Origin of the sequence: Mycobacterium sp. E796 (genome assembly GCF_001672815.1) — a bacterium.
In the GTDB taxonomy this organism is placed as follows: domain Bacteria; phylum Actinomycetota; class Actinomycetes; order Mycobacteriales; family Mycobacteriaceae; genus Mycobacterium.
Genome location: NZ_LZKK01000111.1, coordinates 1 through 15716, shown reverse-complemented (window position 1 = coordinate 15716; position 15716 = coordinate 1). Strand labels below are relative to the sequence as shown.

Sequence of the window (15716 nt, the reverse complement as noted above, 5' to 3'; positions counted from 1 at the left end):
GCCCGGGACAGCGCGGCGGCGCGGCCGGCGCGTTCGGCCGCCCCGGCGGCGCGCCCCGGCGCGGCCGCAAGTCCAAGCGGCAGAAGCGCCAGGAATACGACTCGATGCAGGCGCCGGTCGTCGGCGGCGTGCGGCTGCCGCACGGCAACGGCGAGACCATCCGGTTGGCGCGCGGGGCGTCCCTGTCCGACTTCGCCGAGAAGATCGACGCCAACCCGGCCTCGCTGGTGCAGGCGTTGTTCAACCTCGGCGAGATGGTGACGGCCACCCAGTCGGTCGGCGACGAGACGCTCGAGCTGCTCGGCAGCGAGATGAACTACGTCGTGCAGGTCGTCAGCCCCGAGGACGAGGACCGCGAGCTGCTGGAGTCCTTCGACCTGACGTACGGCGAGGACGAAGGCGGCGAGGAGGACCTGCAGACCCGCCCGCCGGTGGTGACCGTCATGGGTCACGTCGACCACGGTAAAACCCGGCTGCTGGACACGATCCGTAAGGCCAACGTCCGCGAGGGCGAGGCCGGTGGCATCACCCAGCACATCGGCGCCTACCAGGTCGCCGTCGACCTGGACGGCACCGAGCGGCTGATCACCTTCATCGACACCCCGGGCCACGAGGCGTTCACCGCCATGCGTGCCCGCGGCGCCAAGGCGACGGACATCGCGATCCTGGTGGTCGCCGCCGACGACGGCGTGATGCCGCAGACGGTTGAGGCCATCAACCACGCGCAGGCCGCGGACGTGCCGATCGTGGTGGCGGTGAACAAGATCGACAAGGAGGGCGCCGACCCGCAGAAGATCCGCGGGCAGCTCACCGAATTCGGTTTGGTCCCAGAGGAATTCGGTGGCGACACGATGTTCGTGGACATCTCGGCGAAGGTGGGCACCAACATCGAGGCGCTGGAGGAGGCGGTGCTGCTGACCGCGGACGCCGCCCTGGACCTGCGGGCCAACCCCGACATGGAGGCGCAGGGCGTGGCGATCGAGGCGCACCTGGACCGCGGCCGCGGGCCGGTCGCCACGGTGCTGGTGCAGCGCGGCACGCTGCGGGTCGGCGACTCGGTGGTGGCCGGCGACGCCTACGGTCGCGTCCGCCGCATGGTCGACGAGCACGGCGAGGACGTCGAGGAGGCGCTGCCGTCGCGGCCGGTGCAGGTCATCGGGTTCACGTCGGTGCCCGGCGCCGGTGACAACTTCTTGGTGGTCGACGAGGACCGCATCGCGCGGCAGATCGCCGACCGGCGCAGCGCCCGCAAGCGCAACGCCCTGGCGGCCCGCTCGCGCAAGCGGATCAGCCTGGACGATCTGGATGCCGCGCTGAAGGAAACCAGCCAGCTGAACCTGATCCTCAAGGGCGACAACGCCGGTACGGTCGAGGCGCTGGAGGAGGCCCTGATGGGCATCCAGGTCGACGACGAGGTGGCGCTGCGCGTCATCGACCGCGGCGTCGGCGGCATCACCGAGACCAACGTCAACCTGGCGTCGGCGTCGGACGCGATCATCATCGGCTTCAACGTGCGCGCCGAGGGCAAGGCGACGGAGCTCGCCAACCGCGAGGGCGTGGAGATCCGCTACTACTCGGTGATCTACCAGGCGATCGACGAGATCGAGAAGGCCCTGCGCGGCATGCTCAAGCCGATCTACGAGGAGAACCAGCTGGGCCGCGCCGAGATCCGGGCGATCTTCCGGTCCTCGAAGGTCGGCATCATCGCCGGCTGCATGATCAGCTCGGGTGTGGTGCGCCGCAACGCGAAGGCCCGGCTCTTGCGGGACAACATCGTGGTCGCCGACAACCTCTCGATCACCTCGCTGCGCCGGGAGAAGGACGACGTGACCGAGGTGCGCGAGGGCTTCGAATGCGGTATGACGTTGGGCTACAACGACATCAAGGAAGGCGACATCATCGAGTCCTACGAGCTGGTCCAGAAGGAACGCGCCTGATGGCGGACCCCGCAAGGGCGCGCCGGTTGGCCAAACGGATCTTCACGATCGTCGCCTCGGCGATCGAGTTCGAGATCAAGGATCCGGGCCTGGACGGGGTGACCATCGTCGACGCGAAAGTGACCGCCGACCTGCACGACGCGACCGTGTTCTACACGGTGATGGGCCGCACGCTCGATGATGAGCCCGACTACGCCGCCGCCGCGGCCGCGCTGGAGCGGGCCAAGGGCGCGCTGCGCACCAAGGTCGGGGCCGGCACCGGCGTGCGCTTCACGCCCACGCTGACGTTCACCCGCGACACGACGGCCGACAGCGTGCAGCGGATGGACGAGTTGCTGCAGCGTGCCCGCGCCGCGGACGCCGATCTGGCGCGGGTTCGCTCGGGTGCCAAGCCGGCCGGGGAGGCCGATCCGTACCGGGTAAGCGGGGCTGCGGACGCGAGCGACGGGAACGCCGGTGACGACGATCGACCCGAAGACTGACCTGGCCAGTGCCCCGGGGATCGGGGCACGTGTCGACGCCGGCGGCGCCGTCGAACTGCTGTCGCGCGCCGAATCGATCGCGGTGATCGCCCACGTCCACCCCGACGCCGACACCATCGGTGCGGGGCTGGCGCTGGCGCTGGTGCTGGACCGGTGCGGCAAGCGCGTCGAGGTCAGCTTCGCCGCGCCGGCGTCGCTGCCCGAGTCGCTGGCGTCGTTGCCCGGTTGTCAGCTGCTGGTGCGCCCGGACGAGCTGCGCCGCGACGTCGATCTGGTTGTGACCGTTGACGTTCCGAGCGTCAAGCGGCTCGGGGAGCTGAGCGATCTGGCCGGCCCGGGCCGCCCGTCGCTGGTCATCGACCACCACGCCTCCAACGATCTGTTCGGCAGCGCCAACTTCATCGACGTGTCGGCAGATTCCACGACGATGATGGTCGCCGACATCCTCGACGCGTGGGGCGAGCCGATCGACCGCGACGTGGCGCACTGCATCTACGCCGGCCTGACCACCGACACCGGGTCCTTCCGCTGGGCCAGCGCCCGAGCGCTTCGGCTGGCGGCCCGGCTGGTCGACCTCGGCGTCGACAACGCCGCGATCAGCCGGACGCTGATGGACACCCACCCGTTCGGGTGGCTGCCGCTGCTGTCGCGGGTGCTGGGCTCGGCGCAATTGGTGCCGGACGCGGCCGGCGGCCGCGGACTGGTGTACGCGGTCGTCGAGCACCGGGACTGGATCAGCTCTCGCGCCGAGGAAGTCGAGAGCATCGTCGACATCGTGCGCACCACGCAGCAGGCGGAGGTGGCGGCGGTGTTCAAGGAGGTCGACCCGCAGCACTGGTCGGTGTCGATGCGGGCCAAGGCCCAGGTGGATCTGGCGGCTGTCGCGTCGGAGTTCGGCGGCGGGGGCCACCGGCTCGCCGCCGGCTATTCGACCGTCGGTTCGATCGACGACGCCGTCGCGTCGCTGCGTGCGGCGCTCGGTTAGTGGCGATCGCGAGCGCGGCGGAGCCGGGCGAAGCGGGTCGCCACCATCTGACCTAACCGCGCCCTAGAACGCCCAGCTTCCCGAGCGCTGCAGCACGAAACCGTGGTCGCCGCTGGTGGTGTCCAGGCAGGCCACCAGGTTGTCGGCGCCCACGGCGCACGTCACGTTCAGGTACGACACCTTCTGTCCCGCCGCCAACGGTTTACCGCCGGATGTCAACGGAGGCGGGTTGCCTTCGCACCCGCTGTAGGTCATGCGGCTCAACTCGTAGCCCGGCCCCTTGAAATTCACCGCGCCCACGACGCAGTCACCCGGCTTCGTGTGCCCGCCGCCGGGAAACGGCACGTCGTCCATGCCGGGCATGTCGCCGCTGCACTTGATGTCCTGTGACGGTTGCGGCGGGGGCGCCGTTCCGCCGTAGAAGTCGCACACCAGCGTCGGCGTGGGCGCAAAGCTGATCCGGGTCGCGCTGCCCTGGGGCGTGGTGGCGTAGCCGTCCGCGGCGACGGCGGTGAAGCCGTCGAGATTGGGGAAGCCCGGCGGGGGCACCGCGCCGGCCTGCGGCACCGGGATCACGGCGGCCGCCAAGGTCAGGCCGCCGAGGGCGCGGAGCGCATAGCGGTGAGCAAGCATCGCTTCCTCCTAACGCACCTGGGCTCGCCCGCGTTGCAGCACGGCGTCGCGGTTGGCGGCGATGTCCTCGCCGCTGGTGCGGAACTGCCGGGCGGCCGTCGCCTCCAGCCAGAGCCCGGTGCTGGTGTGCGTGTCGTCGATCCGGTGATAGGACGCCAGCAAGGCCCGCACCGCGTTCTGGTTGTTGCCGACGATCGAGGCCGCCACCTGGCGGGCGGTGGGCAGCAGCCGCTCGTGCGGTACCACCTCGGTCACCAGGCCGGCGCGCAGCGCGTCGGCGGCGGACAGGTAGTCCCCGGTCAGGCTCATCCGACGGGCCAGGCCGACGCCCACCTTCTGGGGGAGCCGCACGGTCAGTCCCCAGGTCGGCAGCAGGCCCACCCGGGCGTGCGTGTCGGCGAAGCGGGCCTGCTCGGAGGCGATCAGGACGTCGCAGTACAGGGCCAGCTCCAGCCCGCCGGTGACCGCCGCGCCGTTGATCGCGCCGATCACCGGCTTGGTCAGGGCCGGCCAACGCGGCGAGATGTCGGGGAGCGCCGTTTCGCTGCCCAGCTCCTTGAGGTCCAGCCCCGCGCAGAACACCGGGTCGGCGCCGGTGACGATGACGACGTCGACGCCGTCGTCGGTCTCGGCGTCGGCCAGGGCACCGAAGAAGCGGTCCCGCAGCACCGAGGACAGCGCGTTGCGCGCCTCGGGGCGGTTGAGGGTCAGGGTGCGCACCCGCTCGTCGGTCTCGATCAGCAGGACGTCTGTCATGTGTTCACCGTAGAGGGTCGTTCCCGACGCTTATCGTTGAGACCATGTGCCGGAACATCACCGAACTGCGGGGCCTGCAGCCGGAGGCCACCCCGGAGGAAGTCGCGGCGGCGGCGCGCCAGTATGTGCGAAAGGTCAGCGGCATCACCCGCCCCTCGGCCGCCAACGTCGACGCGTTCGAGGCCGCGGTCGCCGAGGTCACCGAGACGACGACGCGATTGCTGGCGGCCCTGCCGCCGCGACGCCAGCCGCCGAAGACCGTGCCGCCGTTGCGCCGCCCGGAGGTGCTGGCCCGCCTCGCAGGAGCGAAATGACGCTCGCGCTCAAGGAGTGGGGCGCGGTCGTGCACGCGCTGCTCGACGGCCGCCAGCGGGTGCTGCTGCGCAAGGGCGGCATCGGCGAAAAGCGGTTCGAGCTCGCGGCCCGGGAGTTCTTGCTGTTCCCGACCGTCGCCCACAGCCACGCCCAGCGCGTCCGGCCCGAGCACCGCGACCTGCTGGACGCCGGGGCCGCCGACAGCGCCGACGACCACCTGGTGCTGCGCGCCGCAGCGAAAGTCGTTGCGGCGCAAGAGGTCAACCGGCCGGATGGCCTGCCGGCGATCGAGGACCTGCACATCTGGACCGCCGAGTCGGTCCGCGAGGATCGGCTGGACTTCCGGCCCAAGCACAAGCTGGCAGTGCTCGTGGTGTCGGTGATCCCGCTGGCCCAGCCGGTGCAGATCCCGCGGGCCCCCGAGTACGGCGGCTGCACCAGTTGGACGCAGCTACCGCTGGCCGACGTTCGCTTGGCCGCGCCGGTGCACGACGAGGCCGCGCTACACCGGGCGGCGCTGCGGGTCCGCGACGCGGTCGGTTAGCGGATCGGTCTCAGCTCACGGGTCGGCGGGACCCTCGGGAAGTAGCAGCCGGGAATGACCGTAGTGCACAAAGTGGGTGGCCGGTGTGGCCTGCCCGGCCGTCAACAACGGTTCGCCGGAGCCGAGGTTGCGAGCAAAGCGCGGAAACCAGCTGCCCGCGATCAGGACGCGGATGCGTGAGCCGGCGCGGAAGCGGTGGGCGATCCCGTCGAGGTCCACCCGCACGATCTCGGTCCCGGCGGCGGCGTCCGCGGCGCCCAATCGCCGGTAGCCGTCGCTGACATTGCGGGAGCGGCCCTTGGCGTCCACCTCGCTCACCCGAACGAACAGATCGACGTGGGGGTTGTCGGAGCTGTGCGCCAGCTCGACCACGGGGGTCCCGTACACGTAGAGGTCGTGGGTGAGCGTGAGGCTGGTGAACGCCAGGACGTCGTCGCGCGAGGCGAGCCGGGTGTCATCGCGGTAGCCCCCGTTCGTCGACAGCAGCGGGCCGCCGGTGGTGGGCGTGGGGTCGGCGGGGTCGGCGCGAAATGTCGCCGGGGCCAACCCGTCCGGGGTCGGCGCCGTCTCGCCGAGGTGCCCGCCGGGCCGCAGGTACAACGCCCGTTCGGTGGTGGCGGGCGGCCAGTCGGGCAGGTGGCGCCAGGCTTGGCCCTTGTCCGCGCCGGTGACGTACACGTGCACGCTGCTCGGCCGGCGCTGGGGCTCGCCGCCCAGGTGGGCGTCCAGCCAATCCAGCGTCTCGCGCGCGCTGATCGGGAGCGCCTTGCCGAGCAACTGGGCGTGCGTCCAGGGGCCGACGGTAAGCGCGACCTCTGGAACTTCAGGGCCGCGCCCGCGCAGCCGGGCATACTGCTGCAGCGTCTGCCGGATGAAGATGTCCTGCCAGCCGCCGATGAGCAGCACCGGCACCCGCGCCCGGTCCAGCGCGTCGGTGAACCGCCGCGCGTCCCAGAACACGTCGTCCTGCTCGTGGTGTTCGATCCACGATTCGAACCACGGCGCGCCCTCGCCGAGCATCGCCCGGGCCGCGGTGCCCAGGGGCAGCGCACCCGCCGCCTCGGCCACCTTGCGCCGGGCCTGCAGCTGGCGCAGCGCCATCTTGACCCCTCGCGGATCCTCCTGGTGGGCGACCAGATCGCTCCAGCCCAGGAAGTCGTTGACGGCGAACGAGCCGGTGCCCCACACCGCGGCGTTGAAATCGTGTGGGCCCGCGGTGATCACGGCCGCGGCCAGCTCCGGAGGCGGGTCCTGCAGCAGCGCCCACTGGGTGAAGCCGAGGTAGGACACCCCGACGGTGCCGAATCGGCCGGTGAACCAGGGCTGCTCGCGCAGCCAGACGACCGTGTCGGCGCCGTCGGCGGCCTCGTTGACCATCGGGTCGAAATCCCCGCCCGACCCGTACGTCCCGCGCACGCTCTGCAGCACGACGTGGTAGCGGCGAGCGGCGTACAGGCGGGCATAGGCGTGCGAAAACGGAAACCCCCGCCCATAGGGTCCACGGACAAGCAGGGTGCCCGCGGGGCTGGAGGTGACCGGCGCGTAGTGGTCGGCCGCCAGCGTGACCCCGTCGCGCATCGGCACGTCGACGCGCGCCACGGTGTACTCGGTGGTGGCCCGGGGTAGGCCCAACAGCCGGCCGAGCGTGGTGTCGCCCACCCGTCCCAGCGTGCGGGGATTGGGCTGCGCGGGGCGCGTCGAGGTGGTGCTCACCGACCCCACCCTAGGTTTTCCCCCGACGCCGGGCGGCTTTATCAGAACTTGTAGTACGGCGCGAGGTCGTTGGCGCGCTGCAGATTGGTGGACATGCAGTCCACCTCCGGGTTGGAGTAGACGGCCGAGTAGTACAGCGCCTGCTGCAGCACCCCGTAGCTGGTCTTGAACGCGACCATGCAGGAGAAGAACCAGAAGCTGTTGTGATAAGTCGGCTTCATCACCCAGTACTGCGCCGCGCGGTGCCCGGCAATCGTGGTCTCGATCGCGTCGGCGGGCAGGGATTGCTCGTAGGTGCGCCAGATGATCGGCTCGACGGCCAGCTGGTAGTTGCCGGCGTCGAAGTGGCAGCGCAGCCCGTCCTCGTGTTCGGGTGGCGTGAAGCCCAACCCGAGCCGCTGCACGACGTCGAACGGGATGTCCTCGCACGCGTCGAAGGGACGCGGGTCGGTGGTGGCCACGATGGGACTCTTCATGGTGGTCTCCATCGGCGCGGCCGTCGACCGCAGCTCGACCGGACCATTGCCGCTCGGCCCCGGCGGGGCGCTCTGCCAGCCCGCGACCAGCGCCGTGGCCAGCGCCCCCAGCGCCGAAACCAGCCGTAGCTTGGCGATCACCGACATCTCCTACCCTCCCTTGCCGGGAGTGTAGAGCCCCCGCAGTGAAAAGAGAACACGTTCTAATCCCGCGGGCAAGGGCCTGGCGGAAACCGGCTCATCGCCGCGGGTCGTTAGGCTGGTTAGTCGTGGCGAGCCGGGAATCGACTAATGGTGCGCAGCCGACGCTGTGGGCGGTTTCCGACCTGCACACCGGTCACCTGGGCAACAAGCCGGTCACCGAATCGCTGTACCCGTCGTCGCCGGACGACTGGCTGATCGTCGCCGGCGACGTCGCCGAACGCACCGACGACATCCGTTGGGCGCTTGACGTGCTGCGGCGCCGGTTCGCCAAGGTGATCTGGGTGCCCGGCAACCACGAGCTGTGGACCACCACCCGCGATCCCGTGCAGATCTTCGGCAAGGCGCGCTACGACTACCTGGTCAACATGTGCGACGAGATGGGCGTGGTCACGCCCGAGCATCCGTTTCCGGTGTGGACCGAGCGCGGCGGGCCGGCCACGATCGTGCCGATGTTCCTGCTCTACGACTACACCTTCTTGCCCGAGGGGGCGACGAGCAAAGCCGAGGGCCTGGCGATCGCGCGCCAGCGCAACGTGGTGGCCACCGACGAGTTTCTGCTCTCGTCCGAGCCGTACGCCACCCGCGAGGCCTGGTGTCGCGAGCGGCTGGCCGCCACCCGCGCCCGCCTCGAACAGCTGGACTGGATGACTCCCACCGTCCTGGTAAACCACTTCCCGTTGGTGCGCGACCCCTGCGACGCGTTGTTCTACCCGGAGTTCTCGCTGTGGTGCGGCACCACCAAGACCGCCGACTGGCACACCCGCTACAACGCGATCTGCTCGGTGTACGGGCACCTGCACATTCCGCGCACCACCTGGTACGACGACGTGCGCTTCGAGGAGGTGTCGGTGGGCTACCCGCGGGAGTGGCGCCGCCGCAAGCCGTACAGCTGGCTGCGCCAGGTGCTGCCCGATCCCCAGTACGCGCCGGGCTACCTCAACGACTTCGGCGGTCACTTCGTGATCACCCCCGAGATGCGCCGCCAGGCCCAGCAATTCCGGGAACGAGTGCGGCAGCGGCAGTCTCGATGACGGCCCGCACGCTGGTGTCGGCGGTCTTGCCCGACACCGCATCGCAGGATCTCGCGTACGCCGAGGTGTATTCCGACCCGCCGGGCCTGACCCCGTTGCCCGAAGAGGAGCCGCTGATCGCCAAGTCGGTCGCCAAGCGGCGCAACGAGTTCATCACCGTGCGGCACTGCGCCCGCATCGCGATGGGTGAGCTCGGCGTGCCGCCGGTGCCGATCCTCAAGGGCGAGAAGGGCCAACCCTGTTGGCCCGACGGTGTGGTGGGCAGCCTCACCCACTGCGCGGGCTACCGCGGCGCGGTGGTGGGGCGCGCGGGCGCGGTGCGCTCGGTCGGCATCGACGCCGAACCGCACGACGTGCTGCCCGACGGCGTGCTGGGCGCGATCGCCCTCGAGGACGAACGCCAGGAGATTGCCGCGCTGCCCGCCGGCCTGCACTGGGACCGGATCCTGTTCTGCGCCAAGGAGGCAACCTACAAGGCGTGGTTCCCGCTGACCGAGCGCTGGCTGGGTTTCGAGGACGCCCACATCGTGTTCGACCCCGATTCACCCGGCGGGGGAAGCACCGGGACGTTCGTCTCCAAGATCCTTGTCGACGGCGCCGCGCTGTCGGGTCCGCCGCTGACCGCGCTGCGGGGCCGCTGGTCGGTCGAGCGCGGGCTGGTGCTCACCGGCATCGTGTTATGAGCACGGGCCCGGGACTAGTCCTGGTCGACAAGCCGGCAGGGATGACCAGTCACGACGTCGTGGGCCGCTGTCGCCGCATCTTTGCCACCCGCCGGGTGGGGCACGCGGGGACGCTGGACCCGATGGCCACCGGCGTGCTGGTGATCGGCGTCGAGCGCGCCACCAAGATCCTCGGCCTGATTAGCGGGGCGTCGAAGTCGTACGCCGCCACCATCCGCCTCGGTCAGACCACCTCCACCGAAGACGCCGAAGGCGAAGTGCTGCAAACGCTTTCGGCAGAGCACGTGAGTACCGAAGACATCGCCCGGGCGATGGCCGTTTTGCGCGGGGACATCGAGCAGGTGCCATCGGCCGTCAGCGCGATCAAGGTGGACGGCCGTCGCGCCTACCGGCTGGTGCGCGAGGGCCACACCGTCGACCTGCAACCGCGGCCGGTGCGCATCGACCGCTTCGAGCTGCTGGCGGTGCGAGCTCACGATCGCCTCGTCGACTTCGACGTCGAGGTCGACTGCTCGTCGGGTACCTACATCCGCGCGCTGGCGCGGGACTTGGGCGCCGCGCTGGGCGTGGGCGGGCACCTGACGGCATTGCGGCGCACCCGCGTCGGGCGCTTCGGGCTCGACCAGGCGCGCTCGCTCGACGACCTGGCCGAGGCGCCCCGGCTGACCCTGACCCTGGATGACGCGTGCCTGCTGATGTTTCCGCGCCGCGACCTATCCGCCGAGGAGGCCCTGGCGGCGGGCAACGGCAGGGCCCTGTCGCCGGCCGGCATCGACGGCGTCTACGCGGCCACTGACGCGGGCGGCCGGGTGATCGCGCTGCTGCGCGACGAGGGTTCGCGCACCAGGTCCGTCGTGGTGCTCCGCCCGGCGACGATGCAGTCCGGGACGGACTGATGTGGGGGTACCCCCAGCCGCGGAGCGGCGAGGGGGAGAGTCGGGCAATCCGACCTCCGCCCGGCCACGCTCTGACGCGTCAGAGCCGGCCGAGGAGTTCGGTCTTCTTCGCGGCGAACTCCTCGTCGGACAGGATGCCGCGCTCGTGCAAGCCGGCCAGCGATTCGATGGCTGCGAGGATGGCCTGGGAATTTCCGGAGTCCTCCGGTGGGCCGGCAGGTTGTTTGGCTGCCGGTGCCTCGGGTGGGAATTGCACCTCGGGCGCAAATTGCGGCGTCGGGCCGGACTGGTACTGCGCCTGGTAGCCGGGGACGGGTGGCGCGGGGGACTGCGCCGCCTGGTGGCTACCGACCTCATGCAGACTCGACACGCCGAAGGTGCCGAACTGGCTGGTGAAGCTCACCGAGCTGTAGCCGGCGCCCTGCTGCTGTTGCACACCACCGATTTGGTGCTCGCCGGTGTCGAAAATCCTTGTGACGCCGTTGATGTGGATGGCCAGGCGCCGCGTGCTCGGGAAGAACGCGTAGCGCACGTCGTTCTGTCCGCCGACCGAACTTGGCACCCCGAGGTCGGCCGGCCACCAGTTGTTCGAGGCGTACGCGGCCGGGGAGTCCGGGGGCGGGGCGGGAAATACCGCGGTGGTGGCGAGCAGCTGGGCCAGCTCGTTGCACAGCGCGTCGACGCGGGCCTTGAGCGCGTTGTCGAACATGTTGCCGACCATCGTCATGCCGCCCCGCATCCATTGCCCGTTGCCCCCGAGCTCGGGGATGGAGAACTGGGCCATGGTCCCGCCACCGATGCGCAGCGCGACCAGCATCGAAAGCACCGCTTCTTCGGAGAGCCCATGGCGCTTGGCGATCTCGGCGATCGCGCTGGCGGCCTCAGGGGTAACCGTCGCCTTCATAATCGTGAATCTTTCGTCGTCGGTACTGGTTCGAGCCTACGCAAAACCGGCGGCAATGAGCACGGGGTGACGGCGTCGCAGGCGGGGTTCCGGGCGAGGAACCCGCAGAGCTAAGCTGCCGCCTAGACAGGTGTCAAAATTCCCACCGTTCGGAAGGCGCGAGCTATGTCCAACAAGGTTTACGTCGTCGGCGTCGGCATGACGAAATTCGAGAAGCCGGGCCGCCGCGAGGGCTGGGACTACCCGGACATGGCGCGGGAGTCGGGCACCAACGCGCTCGCCGACGCCGGCGTCGACTACCGCGACGTGCAGCAGGGCTACGTCGGTTATGTCGCCGGCGACTCGACGTCGGGCCAGCGGGCGCTCTACGAGCTGGGCATGACCGGCATCCCGATCGTGAACGTCAACAACAACTGCTCGACCGGCTCGACCGCGCTTTTCCTGGCGGCCCAGGCCATCCGCGGCGGGATCGTCGACTGCGCCATCGCGCTCGGCTTCGAGAAGATGCAACCGGGCTCGCTGAGCGGCGGCGCCCAGGACCGCGAATCGCCGATGGGCAAGCACGTCAAGGCGATGGCCGAGATCGACGAGTTCGCGATGCCCGTCGCGCCGTGGATGTTCGGCGCCGCCGGCCGCGAGCACATGCGCCAGTACGGCACCACCGCCGAGCACTTCGCCAAGATCGGCTACAAGAACCACAAGCACTCCGTCAACAACCCCTACGCGCAGTTCCAGGAGTCCTACACGCTCGACGACATCCTGGCGGCGCGGATGATCTCCGACCCGCTGACCAAGCTGCAGTGCTCGCCGACGTCGGACGGTTCGGGCGCGGCGATCCTGGCCTCGGAGAGCTACGTCGACCAGCACGGGCTGGCGAGCCAGGCGGTCGAGATCGTCGGCCAGGCGATGACCACCGACTTCGCGTCGACGTTCGACGGCAGCGCCAAGAACCTCATCGGCTACGACATGAACGTCCAAGCCGCGCAACAGGTTTACGACCAATCGGGGCTGGGCCCGGAGGACTTCCAGGTGATCGAGCTGCACGACTGCTTCTCGGCCAACGAACTGCTGCTCTACGAGGCCCTCGGCCTGTGCGGCCCCGGCGAGGCGCCCAAGCTGGTCGATAACGGTGACACCACCTACGGCGGGCGCTGGGTGGTCAACCCGTCCGGCGGCCTGATCTCCAAGGGACACCCGCTGGGCGCGACCGGGCTCGCGCAATGCGCCGAGCTGACCTGGCAGCTGCGCGGCACCGCCGACAAACGTCAGGTCGAGGGCGTCAACGCCGCGCTGCAGCACAACATTGGGCTGGGCGGCGCCGCCGTCGTCACCGCCTACCAACGCGCCGAACGCTAAGGGCGCCATGTTCGAATGGTCCGACACCGACCTGATGGTGCGGGATGCGGTTCGCCAGTTCGTCGACAAGGAGATCCGCCCGCATCTGGACGAACTGGAAAGCGGTGAGCTGTCGCCCTACCCGATCGCGCGAAAGCTGTTCAGCCAGTTCGGCCTCGACGCGATGGCGGCCGAGTCGGTCAAGAAGATGCTGGAGCGCGAGCGCGCGGGCAAGGACGAAAAGCGGGAGTCCTCAGGCGGTTTCGGAACCGCCCAAGGGTCGATGGTCGCGGTGCTGGTGTCCGAAATCGCCAGGGTCAGCATCGGATTGCTGAGCACGGCGTCGGTCAGCCTGGGCCTGGGCGCGGCGACCATCATGAGCCGCGGCACGCTGGCCCAGAAGGAACGCTGGCTGCCCGACCTGATGACGCTGAAAAAGATTGCGGCGTGGGCCATCACCGAACCGGACTCGGGCTCCGATGCGTTCGGCGGCATGAAGACGACGGTCAAGCGTGACGGCGAGGATTACATCCTCAACGGCCAGAAGACGTTCATCACCAATGGTCCCTGCGCTGACGTGCTGGTGGTCTACGCCAAACTCGATGACGGCTCATCGGTTGACAAGCGCAACCGCCCGGTGCTCGTCTTCGTGCTCGACGCGGGGATGCCGGGCCTGACCCAGGGCAAGCCGTTCAAGAAGATGGGCATGATGTCCTCGCCGACGGGCGAATTGTTCTTCGACAACGTGCGGCTGACCCCCGATCGCCTGCTCGGCGAGAACCAGCGTCAGGCCGACGGCGACGGCCGCGACAGCGCCCGCGACAATTTCGCCGCGGAGCGGATCGGGATCGCGATGATGGCGCTGGGCATCATCAACGAATGCCACCGGCTGTGCGTGGATTACGCGAAGACCCGCACGCTGTGGGGCAAGAACATCGGCCAGTTCCAGCTGATCCAGCTCAAGCTGGCCAAGATGGAGATCGCCCGAATGAACGTGCAGAACATGGTGTTTCACACCATCGAGCGGCAGCAGGCGGGCAAACCGCTGTCGCTGGCCGAGGCGTCGGCGATCAAGCTGTACTCGTCGGAGGCGGCCACCGACGTCGCGATGGAGGCCGTGCAACTGTTCGGCGGCAACGGCTACATGGCCGAGTACCGCGTGGAACAGCTGGCCCGCGACGCGAAGTCACTGATGATCTACGCCGGCAGCAACGAGGTGCAGGTCACCCACATCGCCAAGGGCCTGCTGGCCAACTAGGCCACCACCCAGATCGCGCGGGCCGCGGGGCTGCCGAGGTCGACCGTGCTCTCGGCGCCGTCGGCGGACTCGATCGCCACCGAGATCATGCCGGCGAATTCCCGGCGGGTCAGCACCCGAAGCCGCGAGTCGAGCTGTATCCCGACACCGGTGAAATAGCGCAGCATCTCCGGGTCGGCGTCGGAGATGCGGGCCACCGTCGCGCTGTCCCCGTCGCGGCACGCCCACAGCTGGCGGGCCGGCGGGGTCGGGACCTGACCGTCGGAGGCCGGGATCGGGTCGCCGTGCGGGTCGCGTTGCGGGTAGCCCAGCTTGGCGTCGATGCGGGCCACCAGGCGGTCGGACACCGCGTGCTCGAGCACTTCGGCCTCGTCGTGCACCTCGTCCCAGCGGTAGCCGAGCTCGTTGACGAGGAAGGTCTCCAACAACCGGTGCCGGCGCACCACCTCGAGGGCCGCGCGGCGCCCCGCCTCGGTCAGCGTGACCGCGCCGTACTTCTCGTGGTCGACCAGGCCCTGCTCGGCGAGCTTGCGGATCGACTCGGACGCGGTGCTGGCCGACACCCCGATCCGGTCGGCCAGCATCTTGGTGCTGACCTTCTGCGGGGCCCCGTCCGGCGACCACTCCTGGGCATTCCAGATGACCTTCAGGTAGTCCTGGCCGACCGCGGTGATGCCGCCTGGCTCGTCGTCAGCCCTCACAACCAGAGAGTTTAGGCAAACCACACCTGATTCGGCGTGCGGCGCCGGGATCTCGTCACCCCATGTTCGCGCCCGGCATCGTAGGCTTGCCATCGTGCAGCGGTGGCGCGGCCAAGACGAGATTCCCACGGACTGGGGCAGATGCGTGGTCACCATCGGGGTGTTCGATGGTGTGCACCGCGGCCACGCCGAGCTGATCGCGCATGCGGTGAAAGCCGGCCGCGCGCGCAACGTGCCGACGGTGCTGATGACGTTCGACCCGCACCCCATGGAAGTGGTCTATCCCGGCAGTCACCCGGCGCAGCTGACGACGCTGACCCGGCGCGCGGAGCTGGTCGAGGAGCTTGGCATCGACGTCTTCCTGGTGATGCCGTTCACCACCGACTTCATGAAGCTCACCCCGGAGCGCTACGTCCACGAGCTGCTGGTGGAGAACCTGCACGTGGTCGAGGTGGTGGTCGGGGAGAACTTCACCTTCGGCAAGAAGGCCGCCGGCACTGTGGCCACCCTGCGCAAGGCCGGCGAACGGTTCGGCTTCGCCGTGGAGTCGATGTCGCTGCTGTCCGAGCACCACAGCAACGAGACCGTGACGTTCTCGTCCACCTACATCCGGTCCTGCGTCGACGCCGGCGACATGGTGGCGGCGACGGAGGCGCTGGGTCGCCCGCACCGCGTCGAGGGTGTCGTCGTCCGCGGCGAGGGCCGGGGCGCGGAGCTGGGCTTTCCCACCGCGAACGTGGCGCCGCCGATGCACTCGGCCATCCCGGCCGACGGCGTGTACGCGGCCTGGTTCACCGTGCTTGGACACGGGCCGGTGACGGGCACCGTCGTGCCGGGGGAGCGCTACCAGGCCGCGGTGTCCA

At 69.7% G+C, this 15716-nt stretch carries 17 protein-coding genes; 11 read left to right on the top strand and 6 right to left on the bottom strand.

Annotated elements, in window-relative coordinates:
* The 3 genes from infB to A5706_RS09170 form a co-directional block, all read left to right on the top strand.
* On the top strand, window positions 1-1937 hold a 1937-nt coding region (gene infB, locus A5706_RS09180; RefSeq protein ID WP_068129292.1), incomplete at its 5' end, for a translation initiation factor IF-2.
* Complete coding sequence (gene rbfA, locus A5706_RS09175) at window positions 1937-2419, top strand: 30S ribosome-binding factor RbfA (protein WP_068129289.1); 483 nt, start codon at window positions 1937-1939, stop codon at window positions 2417-2419. The genes infB and rbfA, both read left to right, overlap by 1 nt.
* Window positions 2394-3404, top strand: a complete 1011-nt coding sequence (locus A5706_RS09170) for a bifunctional oligoribonuclease/PAP phosphatase NrnA (RefSeq protein WP_156767028.1) — start codon at window positions 2394-2396, stop codon at window positions 3402-3404. The genes rbfA and A5706_RS09170 overlap by 26 nt, the downstream gene beginning before the upstream one ends.
* A 63-nt stretch (window positions 3405-3467) precedes the next feature.
* On the opposite strand, the gene A5706_RS09165 is transcribed toward A5706_RS09170, so the two are convergent.
* Together A5706_RS09165 and A5706_RS09160 are read right to left on the bottom strand one after the other, a co-directional pair.
* Window positions 3468-4037, bottom strand: a complete 570-nt coding sequence (locus tag A5706_RS09165; protein WP_068129288.1) for a hypothetical protein — start codon at window positions 4035-4037, stop codon at window positions 3468-3470.
* 9 nt (window positions 4038-4046) lie between these two features.
* Complete coding sequence (locus A5706_RS09160) at window positions 4047-4793, bottom strand: enoyl-CoA hydratase (RefSeq protein WP_068129285.1); 747 nt, start codon at window positions 4791-4793, stop codon at window positions 4047-4049.
* A 44-nt stretch (window positions 4794-4837) separates the two neighbouring features.
* Between A5706_RS09160 and A5706_RS09155 the strand changes: the two genes are divergently transcribed.
* Window positions 4838-5107 carry a DUF2277 domain-containing protein gene (locus tag A5706_RS09155; RefSeq protein WP_068129283.1) on the top strand — a complete coding sequence of 90 codons (270 nt, stop codon included), beginning with the start codon at window positions 4838-4840 and terminating at the stop codon, window positions 5105-5107.
* Window positions 5104-5652 (top strand): DUF1802 family protein, encoded by a 549-nt coding sequence (locus A5706_RS09150; protein ID WP_068129281.1) that lies wholly within the window; start codon window positions 5104-5106, stop codon window positions 5650-5652. Before A5706_RS09155 ends, A5706_RS09150 begins: the two co-directional genes overlap by 4 nt.
* A gap of 15 nt (window positions 5653-5667) precedes the next feature.
* Here the strand turns inward: A5706_RS09150 and A5706_RS09145 are convergent, their stop codons facing one another.
* Both A5706_RS09145 and A5706_RS09140 read right to left on the bottom strand, forming a co-directional pair.
* Window positions 5668-7365, bottom strand: a complete 1698-nt coding sequence (locus A5706_RS09145) for a CocE/NonD family hydrolase (protein WP_068129296.1) — start codon at window positions 7363-7365, stop codon at window positions 5668-5670.
* 41 nt (window positions 7366-7406) lie between these two features.
* Window positions 7407-7982 (bottom strand): DUF3558 domain-containing protein, encoded by a 576-nt coding sequence (locus tag A5706_RS09140; protein ID WP_068129294.1) that lies wholly within the window; start codon window positions 7980-7982, stop codon window positions 7407-7409.
* Window positions 7983-8110: 128 nt separating this feature from the next.
* Here A5706_RS09140 and A5706_RS09135 point away from each other — a divergent pair, with 128 nt between their 5' ends.
* Genes A5706_RS09135 through truB form a run of 3 tightly spaced genes read left to right on the top strand, consistent with a single transcriptional unit; the run spans window position 8111 to window position 10655 of the window.
* A complete protein-coding gene (locus A5706_RS09135; protein ID WP_068129279.1) occupies window positions 8111-9076 on the top strand; it encodes a metallophosphoesterase in 966 nt (321 codons plus the stop codon).
* Window positions 9073-9759, top strand: a complete 687-nt coding sequence (locus A5706_RS09130; protein ID WP_068129277.1) for a 4'-phosphopantetheinyl transferase — start codon at window positions 9073-9075, stop codon at window positions 9757-9759. Before A5706_RS09135 ends, A5706_RS09130 begins: the two co-directional genes overlap by 4 nt.
* Window positions 9756-10655, top strand: coding sequence for a tRNA pseudouridine(55) synthase TruB (gene truB / locus A5706_RS09125; protein WP_068129275.1), 900 nt, complete (start codon window positions 9756-9758; stop codon window positions 10653-10655). The genes A5706_RS09130 and truB overlap by 4 nt, the downstream gene beginning before the upstream one ends.
* 79 nt (window positions 10656-10734) lie before the next feature.
* Here truB and A5706_RS09120 read toward each other — a convergent pair whose 3' ends face one another.
* Window positions 10735-11559, bottom strand: coding sequence for an SHOCT domain-containing protein (locus tag A5706_RS09120; RefSeq protein ID WP_068129272.1), 825 nt, complete (start codon window positions 11557-11559; stop codon window positions 10735-10737).
* Window positions 11560-11724: 165 nt separating this feature from the next.
* On the opposite strand from A5706_RS09120, the gene A5706_RS09115 reads away from it, so the two are divergent.
* Both A5706_RS09115 and A5706_RS09110 read left to right on the top strand, forming a co-directional pair.
* Complete coding sequence (locus tag A5706_RS09115; RefSeq protein ID WP_068129270.1) at window positions 11725-12915, top strand: lipid-transfer protein; 1191 nt, start codon at window positions 11725-11727, stop codon at window positions 12913-12915.
* Window positions 12916-12922: 7 nt separating this feature from the next.
* A complete protein-coding gene (locus A5706_RS09110) occupies window positions 12923-14152 on the top strand; it encodes an acyl-CoA dehydrogenase family protein (RefSeq protein WP_068129269.1) in 1230 nt (409 codons plus the stop codon).
* Here the strand turns inward: A5706_RS09110 and mntR are convergent.
* Window positions 14149-14853, bottom strand: coding sequence for a manganese-binding transcriptional regulator MntR (mntR, locus tag A5706_RS09105; RefSeq protein WP_068129267.1), 705 nt, complete (start codon window positions 14851-14853; stop codon window positions 14149-14151). The genes A5706_RS09110 and mntR overlap by 4 nt on opposite strands.
* Before the next feature lie 94 nt (window positions 14854-14947).
* Between mntR and A5706_RS09100 the strand changes: the two genes are divergently transcribed.
* A partial coding sequence (locus A5706_RS09100) for a bifunctional riboflavin kinase/FAD synthetase (RefSeq protein ID WP_068104143.1) occupies window positions 14948-15716 on the top strand: 769 nt, incomplete at its 3' end.